A 14,680-nucleotide genomic window follows, 5' to 3' on the forward strand; every position below is an offset into this window, starting at 1 on the left:
GTCAAGCTTACTGAGCGTTTGGTCCGGTCTCGGCCGAGTCGGGGCCGTTTCCAGAGTCCTGCGGCGCCGGGGTGGCTGTGCTTGACGGGGCGGTCGACCCGTCCGCGACGCCCGGGAATCGTTTCGTTCCGACTGCTCCTGTCTGCTCCCAACACGCCCCCGAGCGCCGCCTTTTGACCGCTGGCAGGGCCGGCCGCGGTCGGCTACTTCGCAAACACGACCCCGCGCGGCCCCTATCCCAGAGACCTGTCGGACGCCCGCCGGGAACTGATCGAGCCCGTCCTGACATCCTGGCGGGACCAGCGCCGCGCCCGCGCACTGGACATCGGCCGACCGCCCGAACACGACCTGCGCCAGATCATGAACGCCATCCTGTACGTGGACCGCACCGGCATCCCCTGGCGCTACCTCCCACACGACTTCCCACCCCGGGCCACGACCCACGGGTACTTCGCCAAGTGGCAACAGGACGGGGTGTTCGAGCAGCTCACCGGACTGCTGCGGCGCCTGGTCCGCGAAGCCGAGGGCCCAGGCGCGGAGCCGTCGGCCTGCGTGCTGGACTCCCAGACCATCAAGACCTCCGCCAACGTGCACCTCGCGGACCAGGGCACGGACGCCGGGAAACGGATCATCGGGCGCAAGCGCCACCTCGGCTGCGACACCCTCGGCCTGCTGCTGACCGTGCCGGTCACCGCCGCCAGCGTCTCCGACACCGCAGCCGGCGTGACCCTGCTGTCCCGCATCGCCGCCGCCCACCCGCACATCACGAAGGCCTGGGTGGACGCGGGCCACCGCACCACCGCCATCGACCACGGAGCCCGCCTCGGCATCGACGTCCACCCCGTCCAACGCCCGCACGGCGCACGCGGGTTCACGATCATCCCGAGACGGTGGACCATCGAGCGCAGCATCGGCCGGCTCATGCACCACCAACGCCTCGCCCGCGACTACGAGACACACCCGCACCGCTCCGAAGCCATGATCCACCTCGCCATGATCGACCTCATGGCCCGCAGACTCACCGGCGAAGCCACCCCGAACTGGCGCGGAACCTGACCCGGAACCAAACACGAATCACCGGACCAAACGCTCCCTACGTTGTTCTGCGGGACGCGGTGAGCCCTTCGTATGGTTCACCCATCCAGGGGTGCCGGGTGAGGCTTAAAACGCTCTGCCACTGGTGGCTTTGACTGATTGGCCGCCCGGCTCCCCACGACGACTCGGCTGCCAATTAGGAATTGCGAATGATCGCTCTGTAGGGAGTCGACAGCGAGGTCGTCCGTGGGAAGCGTCAGCGGAACAACGCACGGAGGCACTACATGGCCGCGATCTGGGCCGGCATCGACGCAGGCAAGACCCACCACCACTGTGTCGCGATCGACGAGAGCGGCCGACGACTGCTCTCGCGGCGCGTCGCGAACGACGAGCCCGAACTGACCGAACTCCTCGCCGACGTCCTGGCCCTGGCCGACGAGGTGACCTGGGCCATCGATCTGGCCGACGGCGGAGCCGCCCTGGCCATCACGATCCTCCTCAACCAGGACCAGCCGGTGCACTACATCTCCGGCCGAGCCATCCACCGCGCCTCCGAGGGCTACCGCGGCGAGGGCAAGACCGATGCCAAGGACGCCGCTGTCATCGCCGACCAGCTCCGCGTCCGGCGTGACCTGCACGCCTTACGCGGCGGCGACGACACCATCATCGACCTCAAGCTCCTCACCAGCCGTCGCATGGACCTGGTCACCGATCGCACCCGCACCGTCAACCGCTTGCGAGCCCAACTCACCGGCGTCTTCCCCGGCCTGGAACGGGCTTTCGACTTCACGAACACCGGCCCGCTCACCTTGCTGACCGGTTACCAGACGCCTGCGGCCATCCGTCGGATCGGCGCAAAGCGGCTGGAGGCGTGGCTTCGAAACCGGCATGTCCTGCGGCCTGACCGGCTTGCTGAGATCGCCGTCCAGGCCGCCGAACGACAGCACACCAGCCTCCCCGGGGAGAAGCTGGCTGCCCAGCTGGTGCACACGCTGGCGAAGGAGGTGATGGCCTACAACCAGCAGGTCGCAGAGCTCGACAAGGACATCGAGGCCCGGTTTCGCGATCACCACGCCTTCGACGTGATCACCAGCATGCCCGGTCTGGGCATCGTCCTCGGCGCCGAGTTCCTGGCCGCCACCGGCGGCGACATGGCGGTCTTCGGCACCGCGGACCGCCTCGCCGGTTTCGGGGGCGTTGCCCCGGTGCCTCGCGATTCCGGGAAGATCAGCGGCAATCTTCGGCGCCCTCAGCGATACAACCGGCGCCTCCAACGAGTCTTCTATACCTCGGCGTTGTTCAGTATCCGCCACTGCGACGAGTCGCGCCGGTTCTACGAACGCAAACGAGCCGAGGGTAAGCGTCACACCCAGGCCGTGCTCGCCCTCGCACGTCGCCGCGTGAACGTCCTGTGGGCCCTCCTTCGCGACGGGCGATGCTACGAGCTCTCACCGCCCAACACGCTCGCGGCTTGACAGACGGCATTAGGAATCAGTTAGCGCACTATCTGACGTGGATGTTCCTCAACCCCTGCCGAGCAGGCCCACGGCCCGACTGCTGGGTCGTTCGTCACCACCCGCGCGACCCGAAGCCGCCACATCTCCTTCGGCCACGATCTGCACGTGTGCCCCGGTGCGGCCCTCTCCCGCCTGGACGCAGGAGTGGCCCTGCCGGCGCTTTACGCCCGTTTCCCCGACCTCGCGCTCGCGGTCTCCCGCCGTGAACTGCGCAACAAGCCTCTGGTGACGCAGAGCGACCTCTACGAGCTGCCGGTGCGGCTGCGGCAGCTCTTCCGAGATCCGCCAAGAGGAGGATTCCGAACCGCATACGACACCGTTACAGTGACCTAAGTCTTCGTAACCTAAGGCGCTGTAAGCCCTGGTGTCGTCCCACGCCCTCCAAAGCCCCCCCCACAGGAGTAGCGGTGAACACTCCGCCCGGAAGCCACAGCAGCATCGAACTCCCCTCCTTCCCCGGACTGCGCTCGTCCGTCTGCCCCTTCGATCCCCCGGCCGAGTACACACGGTGGCGTCACGACACGGGGTTACCGCGCGTGCTGACGTCGCATGGCAGGACCGCCTGGGCGGTGACCCGCTACGAGGACGCCAGACTGGCGCTGGGCGATCCGCGGATCAGCGCGGACGTCCGCCGGTATCCCGTGATGGCGCCCAGCGCCCAGGACGCCGAAATGCCGCCGGCGTTCCCGCGCCAGGACGATCCCGACCACGCCCGCACCCGACGGATGCTCACCGGTGAGTTCACGGTCAAGCGCATGGAAGCGATGCGGCCGCAGCTTCGCGATCTGATCGACCGCGTTCTCGAAGAGATGATCGCCGAGGGGCGCCAGCCGACCGACCTCGTGCGCGCCTACGCGCTGCCCGTACCCTCGTTGGCGATCTCACTGCTGCTCGGAGTGCCGTACGAGAACCACCCGTTCTTCCAGGAGCACGCCGCCACCCTCGCTCGTCTCGACGCGAAGGAGGACGAAAGGACGGCCGCGCGGCGGGAACTCTTCGACTTCATCGTGGCGCTGGTGAAGCACAAGGAGCGCGAACCGGGCGACGACCTCATCAGCCGGCTGCTCGTGGAACGCGTCGCCACCGAAGAGCTGAGCCACGAGGAAGTGGCCATGATCGCCCAGATTCTGCTGCACGCCGGGCACGAGACCACGGCCAACATGATCGGTCTGGGCACCCTGGCCCTGCTGTGCAACCCCCACCAGGCCGCCCGGATCCGCGACACCGACGACCCGGGTGTGGTCGCGGGCGCCGTCGAAGAACTCCTGCGCTATCTGACCATCGCCCAGGACATGGTGTGGCGGGTGGCTGTCGAGGACCTCACCATCGGAGGCCAACTCGTGCGAGCCGGGGACCTGTTGACCATCAGTCTTCCCGCCGCCAACCGGGACGGCTTCTTCCGAAACCCCGACGACCTCGATATCGGCCGCAACGCCCGCGGCCACCTCGCCTTCGGCCACGGCATCCACCAGTGCCTCGGTCAGTCCCTGGCCCGCGTCGAACTGCAGGAGGCCTTCCCTGCACTCCTGAGGGCGCTGCCGGACCTTCGCCTGGCGGTACCGCTCGAAGAGGTCGAATTCCGGCACGACATGGCCACCTTCGGGGTCCACGAACTGCCCGTCCGCTGGTGACCTGATCCGCAGCGCCTCCCGGCGCGAGAGTTTCCTTGATCGTCCATTCCGTACGGCCGTCGCAGGCGGCTCCCCCACACGGAGGCCTGATCCATGTACCCCTCGAACCCCGCGCTCGCCGGCACGGCGAAACCCGCCCACTTACGCACGAACACCCTGGTGGCGGTGCTCGCCTTCGCCGGGATCACGGACGCACTGACGCAGGCTCTGGTCTTCCCGATCGTCCCTCGCCTCCCGCAGTACCTGAACGCCCCCGCGTCGGACACCGCCTGGACCGTCACGGTCATCCTGCTGTGCGGTGCCGTCTCCACACCGGTGATGGGGCGGCTCGGCGACATGTACGGCAAGCGCCGCATGCTCCTGATCAACATGGGGCTGCTGGTGGCGGGTTCGGTGATCTGCGCCCTGAGCGACTCCCTCACCCCGATGATCATCGGTCGCGCGCTGCAGGGCCTTGCGAACGGGATCATCCCCCTCGGCGTCAGCATCCTCCGCGAGGAGACCCCGGTCGTGCGCCTCCCCATGGCGACCGCCGTGATGCTCGGCTCTCTCGGGGTGGGCGCCGCCGTGGGGCTGCCCACCGCCGCGCTCATCGCCGACAAGGTCGACTGGCACCTGCTCTTCTGGATCGGCGGCGCCCTCGCGGCCGTAGCAACCCTGTTCGTCGTCCGGTACATACCCGAATCGAAGGTACGCACGGGCGGACGCGTCGACATCACCGGCACGGTCGGCCTGACAACCGGCCTGGCATGCCTGCTCCTCGCGGTCTCCAAGGGCGAGGACTGGGGCTGGGGCGACGGCACCACGCTCGCGCTGTTCGCCGCGGCCGCGATCGTCCTGCCGCTGTGGGGCTGGTTCGAACTCCGCACGCCGCACCCCATGGTGGATCTGCGCACCGCCGCACGCCCCCAGGTGCTGTTCACCAACCTCGCGGCGGTGGCGATCGGTTTCACGCTCCTGGCCATGCAGCTGGTCCTGCCGCAGGTCCTCCAGCTTCCGAAGGCCACCGGCTACGGGCTGGGTACCAGCCTGGTCGTCACGGGCCTGGTCCTGGCCCCACAGGGACTGATGCTGATGGCCGCCTCCCCGCTCTCCGCCCGCGTCACGAGGACCAGGGGGCCGAAGTTCACCCTCATGCTCGGCTCCACGATCATCGGACTCGGCTACCTGCTCTCCATGGTGATGATGTCCGAGGTCTGGCAGCTCATCGTCGCCTCCTGCGTCGTCAGCGTCGGAACCGGTCTCGCCTACGCCGCCCTGCCCACGCTCATCATGGGCGCGGTGCCCCTGTCGGAGACCGCCGCCGCGACCAGTCTCAACACGCTGATGCGGGCGATCGGCAACACGGTCGCCAGCGCCGTGGCAGGCATGGTCATCGCCCACATGACCATCGGCTTCCATGGTGTCGAACTGCCCTCGGAGAACGGGCTGCGGGCCGTGCTGGCCATAGGTGTCGCCGCCGCGGCCGCGTCCTTCGCCATAGCGGCCCTCATTCCGCGCTCATGGGCGGCCAGCGCCACCCCGACCCCTCGTTCCGTCGTGGATACAGCCGTGGGAGGGCCCACCCCTGACGGTGCCTGACGGTCGGCGGGAGGTCGAGTGGTGACGGTCCGTCAAGCACCGATCAGGACCGCCGGGTGCCGCGGTCCCCGGCCCGGGTCTGCTCGTGCGTCGGAGTGATTCCGTCGTTCCGTTCCGCGTCATCGGCGACCGGATCGCCGTCGGCACGGGTCGGCTCGGACAGGGCGTGCGCGTCCTGTCCGGCCAACGGTTTCGCCGTGCGCGCCGCGACGAACGCGGTGCCCAGGGGCGCGAGGATCGCGGTGACCACGACAGAGGCGGCGACCAACACCGTGGCGGAGGCGGCGGCTTCCCGGTAGGCCGGATTGACCTCGGCGACGATCGCGGGCACCACGATGGCGCTGCCGGCCGTCGTCGCCGCCGCGATCCCGGCGACACCGGTTCCGCCGGTGAGCCGGTCGACCGAGAAGAGGAACAGGCCCGTCCACAGGAACACGAACACGCCGAGACCGATGCCGAGGACACCGGCCTTCCAGACGGCACCCAGGTCGATCGTGCTGCCCAGCGCGAAGGCGATCAGGGGGACGAGACCGCCGCAGACAGGTGAGAGCCAGTCACGCATGCCGCGGTCGATGTTGCCCAGGATCGCGCCGACGACCAACGGCAGCACCGCACCCAGCATGGCCTGCCACGGGAAGGCGGCGAGTCCCGCCGTGCCCAGGGTGAGCATGGTGAAGAACGGACCGGACTCGATGGACATCACGCCGTAGGCGGCAGCGTCCTTGGGCCGGCCGAACTGGTGCATCAGCGTGACGAACATGGTGCCGTTCGTGTCGTTCATCGACGCGACCAGAGCGAGCACCGACAACCCGGCGAAGGCGCCTGAGGAGATCTCGCCTTCCCCCAGGAACCTGGCCGCCACCACGCCGAGAATCAGGGCGCTGAGGATCTTCGCCCCCAGCAGGGACCCGCCCTTGATCAGGATCTGACCGGTGGATCTGAACTCCAACGTGGTGCCCAGGCACACGAAGAAGGCCGCGGAGAGCGGAACGGCCCCGGACAGCAGACCGCCGGTGAAGGAGCCGAAGAAGCCGCCGGCCGAGGGCCAGACGGTATGGCCGACGGCGCCGACGAACAGCGGGACCACCATGGTGCCGCCTGGTATCCGGTCGAGCGTGGCCTTGATGGGTATCTGCATGGCGTGCTCCCCTCTCTCGTCGAGGTGGAACGGCAGGGTGTGGGTCAGCCGCGTGTCCGCGCCGACCGCGGCCGGGCACACGGGTGGTCTGTACGTGCATGGCGTCGCGGGGCGGACGGGAATGTGACGACAAGACCTAGGCAGGAGCGACGCCCACCGTCATGCCGCCGCAGACGTAGAGGGTCTGGCCGGTGACGAATCCCGCCCGCCCGCTGAGGAAGAAGCAGGCGGCATGGGCGACGTCCTCCGGGGTGCCAACTCGGCGTACCGGCACGGACAGCACGATCGCCTTGGTGCGTGGCGCGTCGGCCGGATTGGCGCGGTTGAACAGTTCGGTGGCGATGGGGCCGGGACCGATGGCGTTCACGGTGATGCCGTGCTCGCCCAGTTCCAGGGCCCAGACGCGGGTCAGTCCGATCAGGGCGGCCTTGGAGGCCGCGTACGCGGTCCGCAGTTCCTTGCCGAGCGCGGCGCGTGAGCTCATGTTGACCACACGGCCGAAGCCGGCCGCCTGCATTCCCGGCAGTACGGCCTGGGTGCACTGGACGGCGCAGCGCAGGTTGAGTGCGTGGGCCGCGTCGACCTCGGCGAGTGTCGTCTCCTCAAGTCGCTGCGGGAAGACGGCACCCACGTTGTTCACCAGGCGGGTGACGGGCCCGCCGGCCAGGACTTCCGCCAAGGCATCCGCGGTGGCGTCGGGGTCGGACAGGTCCGCGGTCACCGACTGACCGGCCGGCGCCCGGTCCCGGTCGATGACCGCGACGTCCCAGCCGAGTGAAAGTCCCTCCTCGACGATGGCGCGGCCGATGCCGGACGCTCCGCCGGTGACCAGGAGCCGTTCGGTGGGCTGTGTCATGTCAGACCGTCGCAATCGGGGTGACCGGGGAGCCGGTGGCGCGGGGCAGGCGCAGAGGTGGTGCGGTGAGCAGGCAGCGTGAGCGACCCGTTCGGCGCAGGTGCCGGGCCAGGTCGGACAGCCACCACAACTCTCCGAGGTGGATGCCCAGTTCGAACAGGCAAAGGCGGTGCAGGGGCAGCACGGGCCGCCCCGGCTCCGCTTTCGGATCGGGGAAGGCTTCGACGGCATGGTTGTCGGCCGCGATGGCCGCCACACCGCTGTCGCGGATCCACGCACGCAACCGCGGGTCGCTCCCGTCCAGGACGGCGCAGTCACCGGTGGCGTCAGGCCGCGGTCGGCCGTTGCTGTCGATCAGGTTGCGGGTGAAGCCCGTGTGCAGGAGGAGGATGTCGCCCGCCTCTACCGTCACCCGGTCGATGTCCAGGACGGCCGCGAGCTCCTCGTATCCGATGGCGGCGCGGGTGGTGCCGTAGTGGGCCTCAAGGTCGACGAGTACGGCGCGGCCCTGCACTCCGTGGCCGGCGAGGTGGCTGATGTCCACGGGACCGGCGTCAGAGCTGGAGGCCGTGCCCTGCGCGATGCCCTCGATGTCGGCGAGGCTGGCCGCGCCTGCCCGAGCGGCGCCGACCGGTCCGGTGACGTCGGTGTCCGCCCGCCAGCCGTTGTAGTAGACGGTCTCGGGTGTGCCGTCGCCGTCGGCGTCGAAGCGGGCTCCGATGTGTCCGAAGGCGTCCCACTGGGTGGAGTACTGGGTGTGCAGGACGACCAGGTCGTCGTTGACGACGTCCGTGGCGCCGGGGTGGGCCACGCCCATGTCGCAGTTGAAGTTGACCACTCCGGAGCGAAGGGTGGGGCGGACCACCGGGGGATACCGGTTCGGGCCCAGGACCGTGCCGCCGGGTTGGTCGAGGGCTAGCGACAGGCAGAAGGTGATGCCGTCGTGCACCTCGGCGAGCCCCTTGCGCACCTGCTCGGGACCGACCAGGTTCATACGTCCCAGAACGTCGTCCGGGCCGAAGTCTCCCCAGGTGGAGCGGTCCGGCCTGGTGCGCCAGCGGCTCTCGGGCGTCCGTCCGGCTGGAGCGGTGGATGGCTGGGACACGGCGTCAGTCCATCAACTGGTGGATCTCGATCACGTTGCCCGCCGGGTCGGTCAGGAAGATCTGGTCCCAGCCCTTGACCGCCCACTCGCCGTAGTCGGCGAACGGAACGTTGTTTTTGGTCAGGTGCTCGCGCACTTCGGCGATGTTGTCGGTGCGGAATGCGAAGTGCCCGGTCAGCAGGGGGTTGATGGAGTGCCCCATGCGGGGACCGAGATAGGCCTGACGACGGCTGGCGTGGATCTGCAGTTGGTCGCGGCCGCCGTCGCCGGCCTCGAAGAAGGCGACGTTCTGCCGCCAGGCGCCCTCCCGCTGGGACTCGTCCTCGTCGTGACCCTCGTGGTCGATCATCGGCGGCAGGGGCGACATGGGCAGGCCGAGCACCTCCGAGTAGAAACGGTGCAGCTCGCCCATGTCGTCGGAACACACGTTCACATGCTGCAGACGAAGATCCATGCCGGTCTCCTTCTCCTCGGTTCCGCGATGCCGGGCCGAGAGCTCCTGCCCCCGGTGATAGGCATCCTCGCCCAGGAGAATTAACGGGTCCAATACCAATCAGCTCATCACTTGTAACCTATGGATATTAATGAGGGGAGTGGAATCGTGGACTTGCGTGACCTGGAAGCCTTCGTGGCGGTGGCCGAGGAACTGCACTTCGGACGGGCCGCTGCCCGACTGCACGTTGCCCAGCCGCCACTGAGCAACCGCATCCGGCGCCTGGAGACCGAGCTGCGTCTGCAGCTGTTCGAGCGCAGCACCCGTACCGTGGCGTTGACCGACGCAGGGGTGCGGCTGCTCGATCCGGCGCGTCGCACCCTCGTCCAAGCCGCCATGACCCGCGAGATCGCCGCGTCGATCGTTTCGGGCGAAGAGGGGCGCGTACGCACCGGCTTCGCGGGCGCGTCCAGCCAGCGCCTGTTGCCGCTCCTGGCCACGGCCGTGCGCCGCACCCACCCGCGCATCGAGCTGGTACTCCAGTCCCAGACCTACGTCTACACAGCCCTGGAGGAACTCCTCTCGGGTGCGCTGGACCTGGCGTTCGTGCGTCTGCCCATTGCCCATCCGGAGCTCAGTTCCCGCGCCGTCGAGCTGGAGGAACTCGTGTGCGCGCTGCCCGCCGACCACCCGTTCGCCGACCGCGAGCGCATCAGGCTCGGTGATCTCGCCCGGGACGACTTCGTCAGCCTGCCGCACGACCAGGGCTCGATGCTGCAGTCGACCATGGTCTCGCTCTGTCACTCGGCCGGCTTCCGGCCGCGCATCGTCCAGGTCGCACCGGACTCCAGCACCGTGCTCGCGCTGGTCGCCGCGGGGGCCGGTGTCACCATCACGCTCAGCTCCGTGTGCCCCGTCCAGTCGGTGGGTCTGGTGTACCGGCCGTTGGAGGGCATCCGGCCCAGTCATCTGGTCTCCGCCCTCGCCTGGCGGACCGACAATCCGTCGACCGCCCTGGCGCGAGTCGTCGAGGTCAGCCAGTCGGCGCTGCCCACACCGGATTTTGACGGGTTGGGTATTGATACATCGCTCATTGGTATTGGCCAGGTTTAGATAGGCGGGCGTAGCGTCCCTGTCACCCGGAGCCCCGCAGACCAGGCGTCTGCACGAAGGAGCGATCGATGGCGACGCAGCGACCGGACCCGGCATCCACGAGCGACGCCGGCACATCGTGTGTGACGGTGACCTTCGTCGGCGTCGGTGCGATAGGACTGCCCATGGCGTGCCGTCTGGCCGCCGCCGGATTCGCGGTCACGGCCGTCGACCCGAGTCCGCGGACACGCACACTCGCGCAGGCCGTCGGCCTGCGGACCGCACCCGACATCCCGTCGGTCTCCCTGGGCGATGTCATCCTGGTCATGGTCGCCACGGGCAGCCAGTTGTTGGACACCATCGCTGCCGCCACCGCCCGCGGCCCGCTGACCGGCCAGACCTGGGTCATCGGATCGACAGTGGGCCCCGAGGACGGGCGCAGGGCCGCCGGTCTGCTGGCCGACGCCGGTGCCCACGTCGTGGACGCCCCTGTCCTGGGCGGCGTACCCGGTGCCGAGCAGGGCAGGCTGCGTATTCTCGCCGCGGGCAGTCCGGCGGCGCTCGACCGGGTTCGCGACGTCCTCCGCCCCCTGGGCGAGATCGCCGAAGTCGGTGACCGGCCCGGCGACGGACAAGCCGTGAAGGTCGTCAACCAGCTGTGCAGTTCGGTGCACTTGGCCGCGGCCGCGGAAGCGCTCTCGCTCGCTTCCCGCCTGGGCCTGGACCCGGCACGGATCGTGCCGATCCTCAGCGGCAGCTCCGGTTCGTCCTGGTTCTTCGAGGACCGCGGCCCGCGCATGGCCACGCCACCCGTCACCGAGGACGCGCTCACCCGCCTCGCGATCCTCGCCAAGGACAACGCACTGGTCGTGCGAGAGGCGGAGCGGGCCGGTGCCCACGCGCCACTCGCCCGTGCAGCGGCCGGCCAGTACCGGCGAGCCGCAGAAATGGGACTCCTCGACCTGGACGACAGCCAGATCATCAGAACTTATCTCGCGTCGCAGTAGGTGGCGGCGCCTGTTCTGCCGTGCCGACGGACCCGTACGAGGTCTCCGCTCGCCGACGCCACACCGACCGGCCCTTCGACCGCTGCCGAGGCCGCGCCCGGTCCGCGAAAGGAAGACAATGAAGATCACCAAGGTCGAAGCCGTCCCTTTCGCCATCCCTTTCCGCAAGTCGCTCACGTTCGCCAGCGGCGAGGTGCACGTCGCGGACCATGTCCTTGTACGCGTGCACACCGACGAGGGGCTGATCGGCACGGCGGAGGCGCCGCCACGCCCCTACACCTACGGCGAGACCCAGGAGTCGATCGTCGCGGTGATCGGCAAGGTCTTCGCGCCACAGATCACCGGGCTGTCAGCCCTGGAGCGTGAGGTGATCCACGCGCGCCTGGACCGGACGGTGGGCAATCCGACAGCGAAAGCCGCGATCGACATGGCCGTGTGGGATGTCATCGGACAGGCCGCCGGAATGCCGGTCACCGAACTCCTCGGCGGCTGGTCGGACCGCATGCGGGTCAGCCACATGGTCGGCTTCGCTCCCACCGAACAGATGGTGGCCGAGGCGGAGCGGGTTCGGGACACGTACGGCATCACCACGTTCAAGGTGAAGGTGGGTCGCCGGCCCTACCGGCTGGACGTCGAGGCGTGCCGGGCTCTGCGCACGGCGCTGGGCGACGATGTCGAGCTCTACATCGACGGCAACCGCGGCTGGAGCGCCTCCGAGTCCGCGCGCGCTCTGCGGGAGATGGACGATCTCGACCTGGACCTCGCCGAGGAACTGTGCCCCGCCGACGACGTGTTGGGCCGGCGGTGGCTCGTATCTCAGACCCGGATTCCTTTCGTCGCCGACGAGAGCGCACCCACCCCTGCCGATGTAACCCGCGAACTCCTGGGTGGCGGCGCGACCGCGATCAGTATCAAAACGGCCCGCACCGGCTTCAGCACCTCGACGCGCGTGCTCAACCAGTGCGAGGCGATGGGCGTCGAAGTGGTGATCGGCAACCAGATCGACGGGCAGATCGGTACGTTGTGCGCGGTCGCCTTCGGCGCCGCGCACCGGGCCACCACCCGCCGGGCCGGCGAGCTGTCCAACTTCCTCGACATGGCGGACGACCTGCTCGCCGAGCCCCTGGTCATCGAGTCCGGAACACTGCGTGTGCGTGAGGGAATCGGCCTCGGGCTGAACATCGACAGCGACAAGCTGGCGCACTTCCGTCTGGACCGCTGAGGCGGGGCCTGGGTCCACGCTCATGGCGAGAACCGCGCCTGCGGCGAAGGTTCCCCGGCAGTCACTCAGAGCAGAGTGAGTTGTAGGGGTCCGCCTGTGTCTCCCTGCCCCTCCGGGGGCGTGACTCGCCACGGGTCGTCCTCCCTACGGACACGGATGCCGAACTCCTCGGCCAGCTGCGTCACATGACGGACGATCCGCTTCTGGTACCACCTCGGCGCGTACGGCCCGGCGGCGTACAACTGCTCGAACCGAGGCGCCCAGGACGGGTGGTCCCGGCGAAGGCACTCCATGAACCACTCGCGGGCTCCCGGCTGCAGATACAACACCGCAGGCGTCAGCCACGCGGCACCGCTGGCCGCGATCGCGCGTACCGTTCGGCGCAACTGCCCCGAAGAGTCGCCGAGGAAGGGAACGATCGGCATCATCAGCACGCCGACCTCGATCCCGGCGTCGGCCAAGGTGTGGATGGCGTCAAGGCGGGCCGACGGCGGCGGGGTGCCCGGTTCGGCCGTGCGCCACAGGTGGTCGTCGGTGAACCCGACGGACACCGCGACATGAACCCGGGTGACCTGGGACGCCTGCCGCAGCAACTCCAGGTCGCGCAGAATGAGGGTGCCTTTGGTCATGACGGAGAAGGGATTACTGTGGTCCCGGAGGGCCGCCAGGATGCCCGGCATCAGACGGTAACGGCCCTCGGCTCGCTGGTAGCAGTCGACGTTGGCGCCCAGTGCGATGTGCTCTCCGCGCCAACGGCTCGAACCCAGACAGCGGCGCAGCAGCTCCGGAGCGTTGGTCTTCACCACGATCTGCGAGTCGAAGCCGGGGCCCGCGTCCAGATTCAGGTAACGGTGACTGCCACGGGCAAAGCAGTAGGTGCAGGCGTGCGAGCAACCGCGGTAGGGGTTCACGGTCCAGTCGAAGGGCATCTCGGAGCCTTTCGGCACCCGGTTCACGATCGACTTCGCGTGCACCTCGTGAAAGGTGATGCCTCGGAAGTCCGGGGTGTCGAAGGTTCGGGTGCGGACGACCTGTATGCCGAAGAGTCCGGCGCCGCCGGCGGATTCGGTGAGTTCATCCCAGCGCACGATGCCTCCCTACCAAGTCCACTGCGCGAGTTCGATGTTCAGGTCGGGGCCGTCCCATCCAAGGCTGGAGCTGTGGCGATTCACCGCGCTCACCCTCGGCCGCCGGGCCGGGGCATCTTCCCGGAGGGCTCGCGGCTGGTCATGTCCTGTGCCCCTCAAGGTTTCCTCCGTTCCTCGTTCGGCGGGAAGGAACAAGCCGCGAAGGTGCCGTCTCCGGCAGGCGCCAGAGAATGGGCAGGGCCAGGAGAGCGACGCCGGCGACCATGATCCCGGGGACGAGACGCCATCCGGTGCCGTCGATCAGAGCCTGGGAGGCGTACGGCGTCAGACCGCCGAAGATCGTCGTAGCGACCGTTGCCACGGCGAGCCCGCTGAGCCGGCCGGCGACCGGGAACTGCTCCGGAGCGGAGGAGGCACCCACGGCGCTGACACCGCCCGCCACGAGAGCCAGGACCACGGCTCCGACGAGGGCGAGCACGGCATGTCCGCCGGTCATGAACGCGAACATCGCCACCGGCAGGACCAGCGACAGAACGCCGAAGACCACGAGAGTGGGCCGCCGCCCGAGGCGGTCGGCCATCACACCGGCGAAGGGCGTGACGACGATGACTGCGGCGGAGGCCAGTGTCGCCAGCCACAGTGCGTCACTTTCCGCGAAGCCGCCCACGGACGTGAGGTAAGTGGGGACGTAGGTGATACCCACGTAGTAGGTGATGGACCCCAACGCGGAGATCGTGAACGTCCGGTACAGCGCCGGGCGTTGGGTTCGCAAGGTCTGCCTGAGCGGGCCGCGGTCGGCGCCGTGCGCCTGCTGGAGCTGCTCGAACGCCGGGGACTCCTGCATGGTGGAGCGCGCTATCAGGGTGCCCGCCGCGAGCAGGGCGCCGAAGAGGAACGGGATGCGCCAGCCCCAGGAGTCCAGCGCCGGGCCGCTGGTCAGCGCAGTGGTCAGGGCGGCTGCGCCGACGGCGAGGA

The 14,680-nt window shown here is 69.0% G+C and carries 13 protein-coding genes and 1 pseudogene; 8 read left to right on the forward strand and 6 right to left on the reverse strand.

Annotated elements, in window-relative coordinates; all coding sequences use genetic code 11:
* Positions 1-180: 180 nt before the first annotated feature.
* The 5 genes and pseudogenes from R6V09_RS06145 (at position 181) to R6V09_RS06165 (ending at position 5,764) form a co-directional block, all read left to right on the forward strand.
* The gene (locus R6V09_RS06145) at positions 181-1,056 is read left to right on the forward strand and encodes an IS5 family transposase (RefSeq protein WP_317880311.1); all 876 of its coding nucleotides are present in this window, start codon (positions 181-183) and stop codon (positions 1,054-1,056) included.
* 263 nt (positions 1,057-1,319) lie between these two features.
* On the forward strand, positions 1,320-2,510 hold the full coding sequence (locus R6V09_RS06150) for an IS110 family transposase (protein ID WP_317880298.1): 1,191 nt from the start codon (positions 1,320-1,322) through the stop codon (positions 2,508-2,510).
* Positions 2,511-2,570: 60 nt separating this feature from the next.
* Positions 2,571-2,885, forward strand: a pseudogene (locus R6V09_RS06155) (hypothetical protein); the annotation flags it as partial.
* Positions 2,886-2,959: 74 nt separating this feature from the next.
* Complete coding sequence (locus R6V09_RS06160; protein ID WP_317880299.1) at positions 2,960-4,183, forward strand: cytochrome P450; 1,224 nt, start codon at positions 2,960-2,962, stop codon at positions 4,181-4,183.
* Positions 4,184-4,276: 93 nt separating this feature from the next.
* Positions 4,277-5,764, forward strand: a complete 1,488-nt coding sequence (locus tag R6V09_RS06165) for an MFS transporter (protein WP_317880300.1) — start codon at positions 4,277-4,279, stop codon at positions 5,762-5,764.
* Positions 5,765-5,807: 43 nt separating this feature from the next.
* Here the strand turns inward: R6V09_RS06165 and R6V09_RS06170 are convergent, their stop codons facing one another.
* From R6V09_RS06170 to R6V09_RS06185, 4 genes are read right to left on the reverse strand one after another with little or no spacing between them, the layout of a single operon-like run.
* On the reverse strand, positions 5,808-6,983 hold the full coding sequence (locus tag R6V09_RS06170) for a 2-keto-3-deoxygluconate permease (protein ID WP_317880301.1): 1,176 nt from the start codon (positions 6,981-6,983) through the stop codon (positions 5,808-5,810).
* A gap of 55 nt (positions 6,984-7,038) precedes the next feature.
* Positions 7,039-7,758, reverse strand: coding sequence for an SDR family oxidoreductase (locus tag R6V09_RS06175; RefSeq protein WP_317880302.1), 720 nt, complete (start codon positions 7,756-7,758; stop codon positions 7,039-7,041).
* Position 7,759: 1 nt separating this feature from the next.
* The gene (locus R6V09_RS06180) at positions 7,760-8,863 is read right to left on the reverse strand and encodes a cyclase family protein (RefSeq protein ID WP_317880303.1); all 1,104 of its coding nucleotides are present in this window, start codon (positions 8,861-8,863) and stop codon (positions 7,760-7,762) included.
* A gap of 4 nt (positions 8,864-8,867) precedes the next feature.
* Entirely contained in the window at positions 8,868-9,317 is a 450-nt protein-coding gene (locus R6V09_RS06185) for a VOC family protein (protein ID WP_317880304.1), read from the reverse strand.
* Between the two features lie 147 nt (positions 9,318-9,464).
* On the opposite strand from R6V09_RS06185, the gene R6V09_RS06190 reads away from it, so the two are divergent.
* From R6V09_RS06190 to R6V09_RS06200, 3 genes are all read left to right on the forward strand, one after another.
* Positions 9,465-10,409, forward strand: coding sequence for a LysR family transcriptional regulator (locus R6V09_RS06190; protein WP_317880305.1), 945 nt, complete (start codon positions 9,465-9,467; stop codon positions 10,407-10,409).
* 68 nt (positions 10,410-10,477) lie between these two features.
* Positions 10,478-11,395 carry an NAD(P)-dependent oxidoreductase gene (locus tag R6V09_RS06195; protein WP_317880306.1) on the forward strand — a complete coding sequence of 306 codons (918 nt, stop codon included), beginning with the start codon at positions 10,478-10,480 and terminating at the stop codon, positions 11,393-11,395.
* 118 nt (positions 11,396-11,513) lie between these two features.
* Complete coding sequence (locus tag R6V09_RS06200) at positions 11,514-12,617, forward strand: mandelate racemase/muconate lactonizing enzyme family protein (protein WP_317880307.1); 1,104 nt, start codon at positions 11,514-11,516, stop codon at positions 12,615-12,617.
* Between the two features lie 65 nt (positions 12,618-12,682).
* On the opposite strand, the gene R6V09_RS06205 is transcribed toward R6V09_RS06200, so the two are convergent.
* Both R6V09_RS06205 and R6V09_RS06210 read right to left on the reverse strand, forming a co-directional pair.
* Positions 12,683-13,705: an Rv2578c family radical SAM protein gene (locus R6V09_RS06205; protein ID WP_317880308.1), complete on the reverse strand. Its 1,023-nt coding sequence runs from the start codon at positions 13,703-13,705 to the stop codon at positions 12,683-12,685.
* 139 nt (positions 13,706-13,844) lie between these two features.
* Positions 13,845-14,680: MFS transporter (locus R6V09_RS06210; protein WP_317880309.1), on the reverse strand; the 836-nt coding region annotated here is incomplete at its 5' end.

Source organism: Streptomyces sp. W16 (genome assembly GCF_033194735.1).
Lineage (GTDB): Bacteria > Actinomycetota > Actinomycetes > Streptomycetales > Streptomycetaceae > Streptomyces.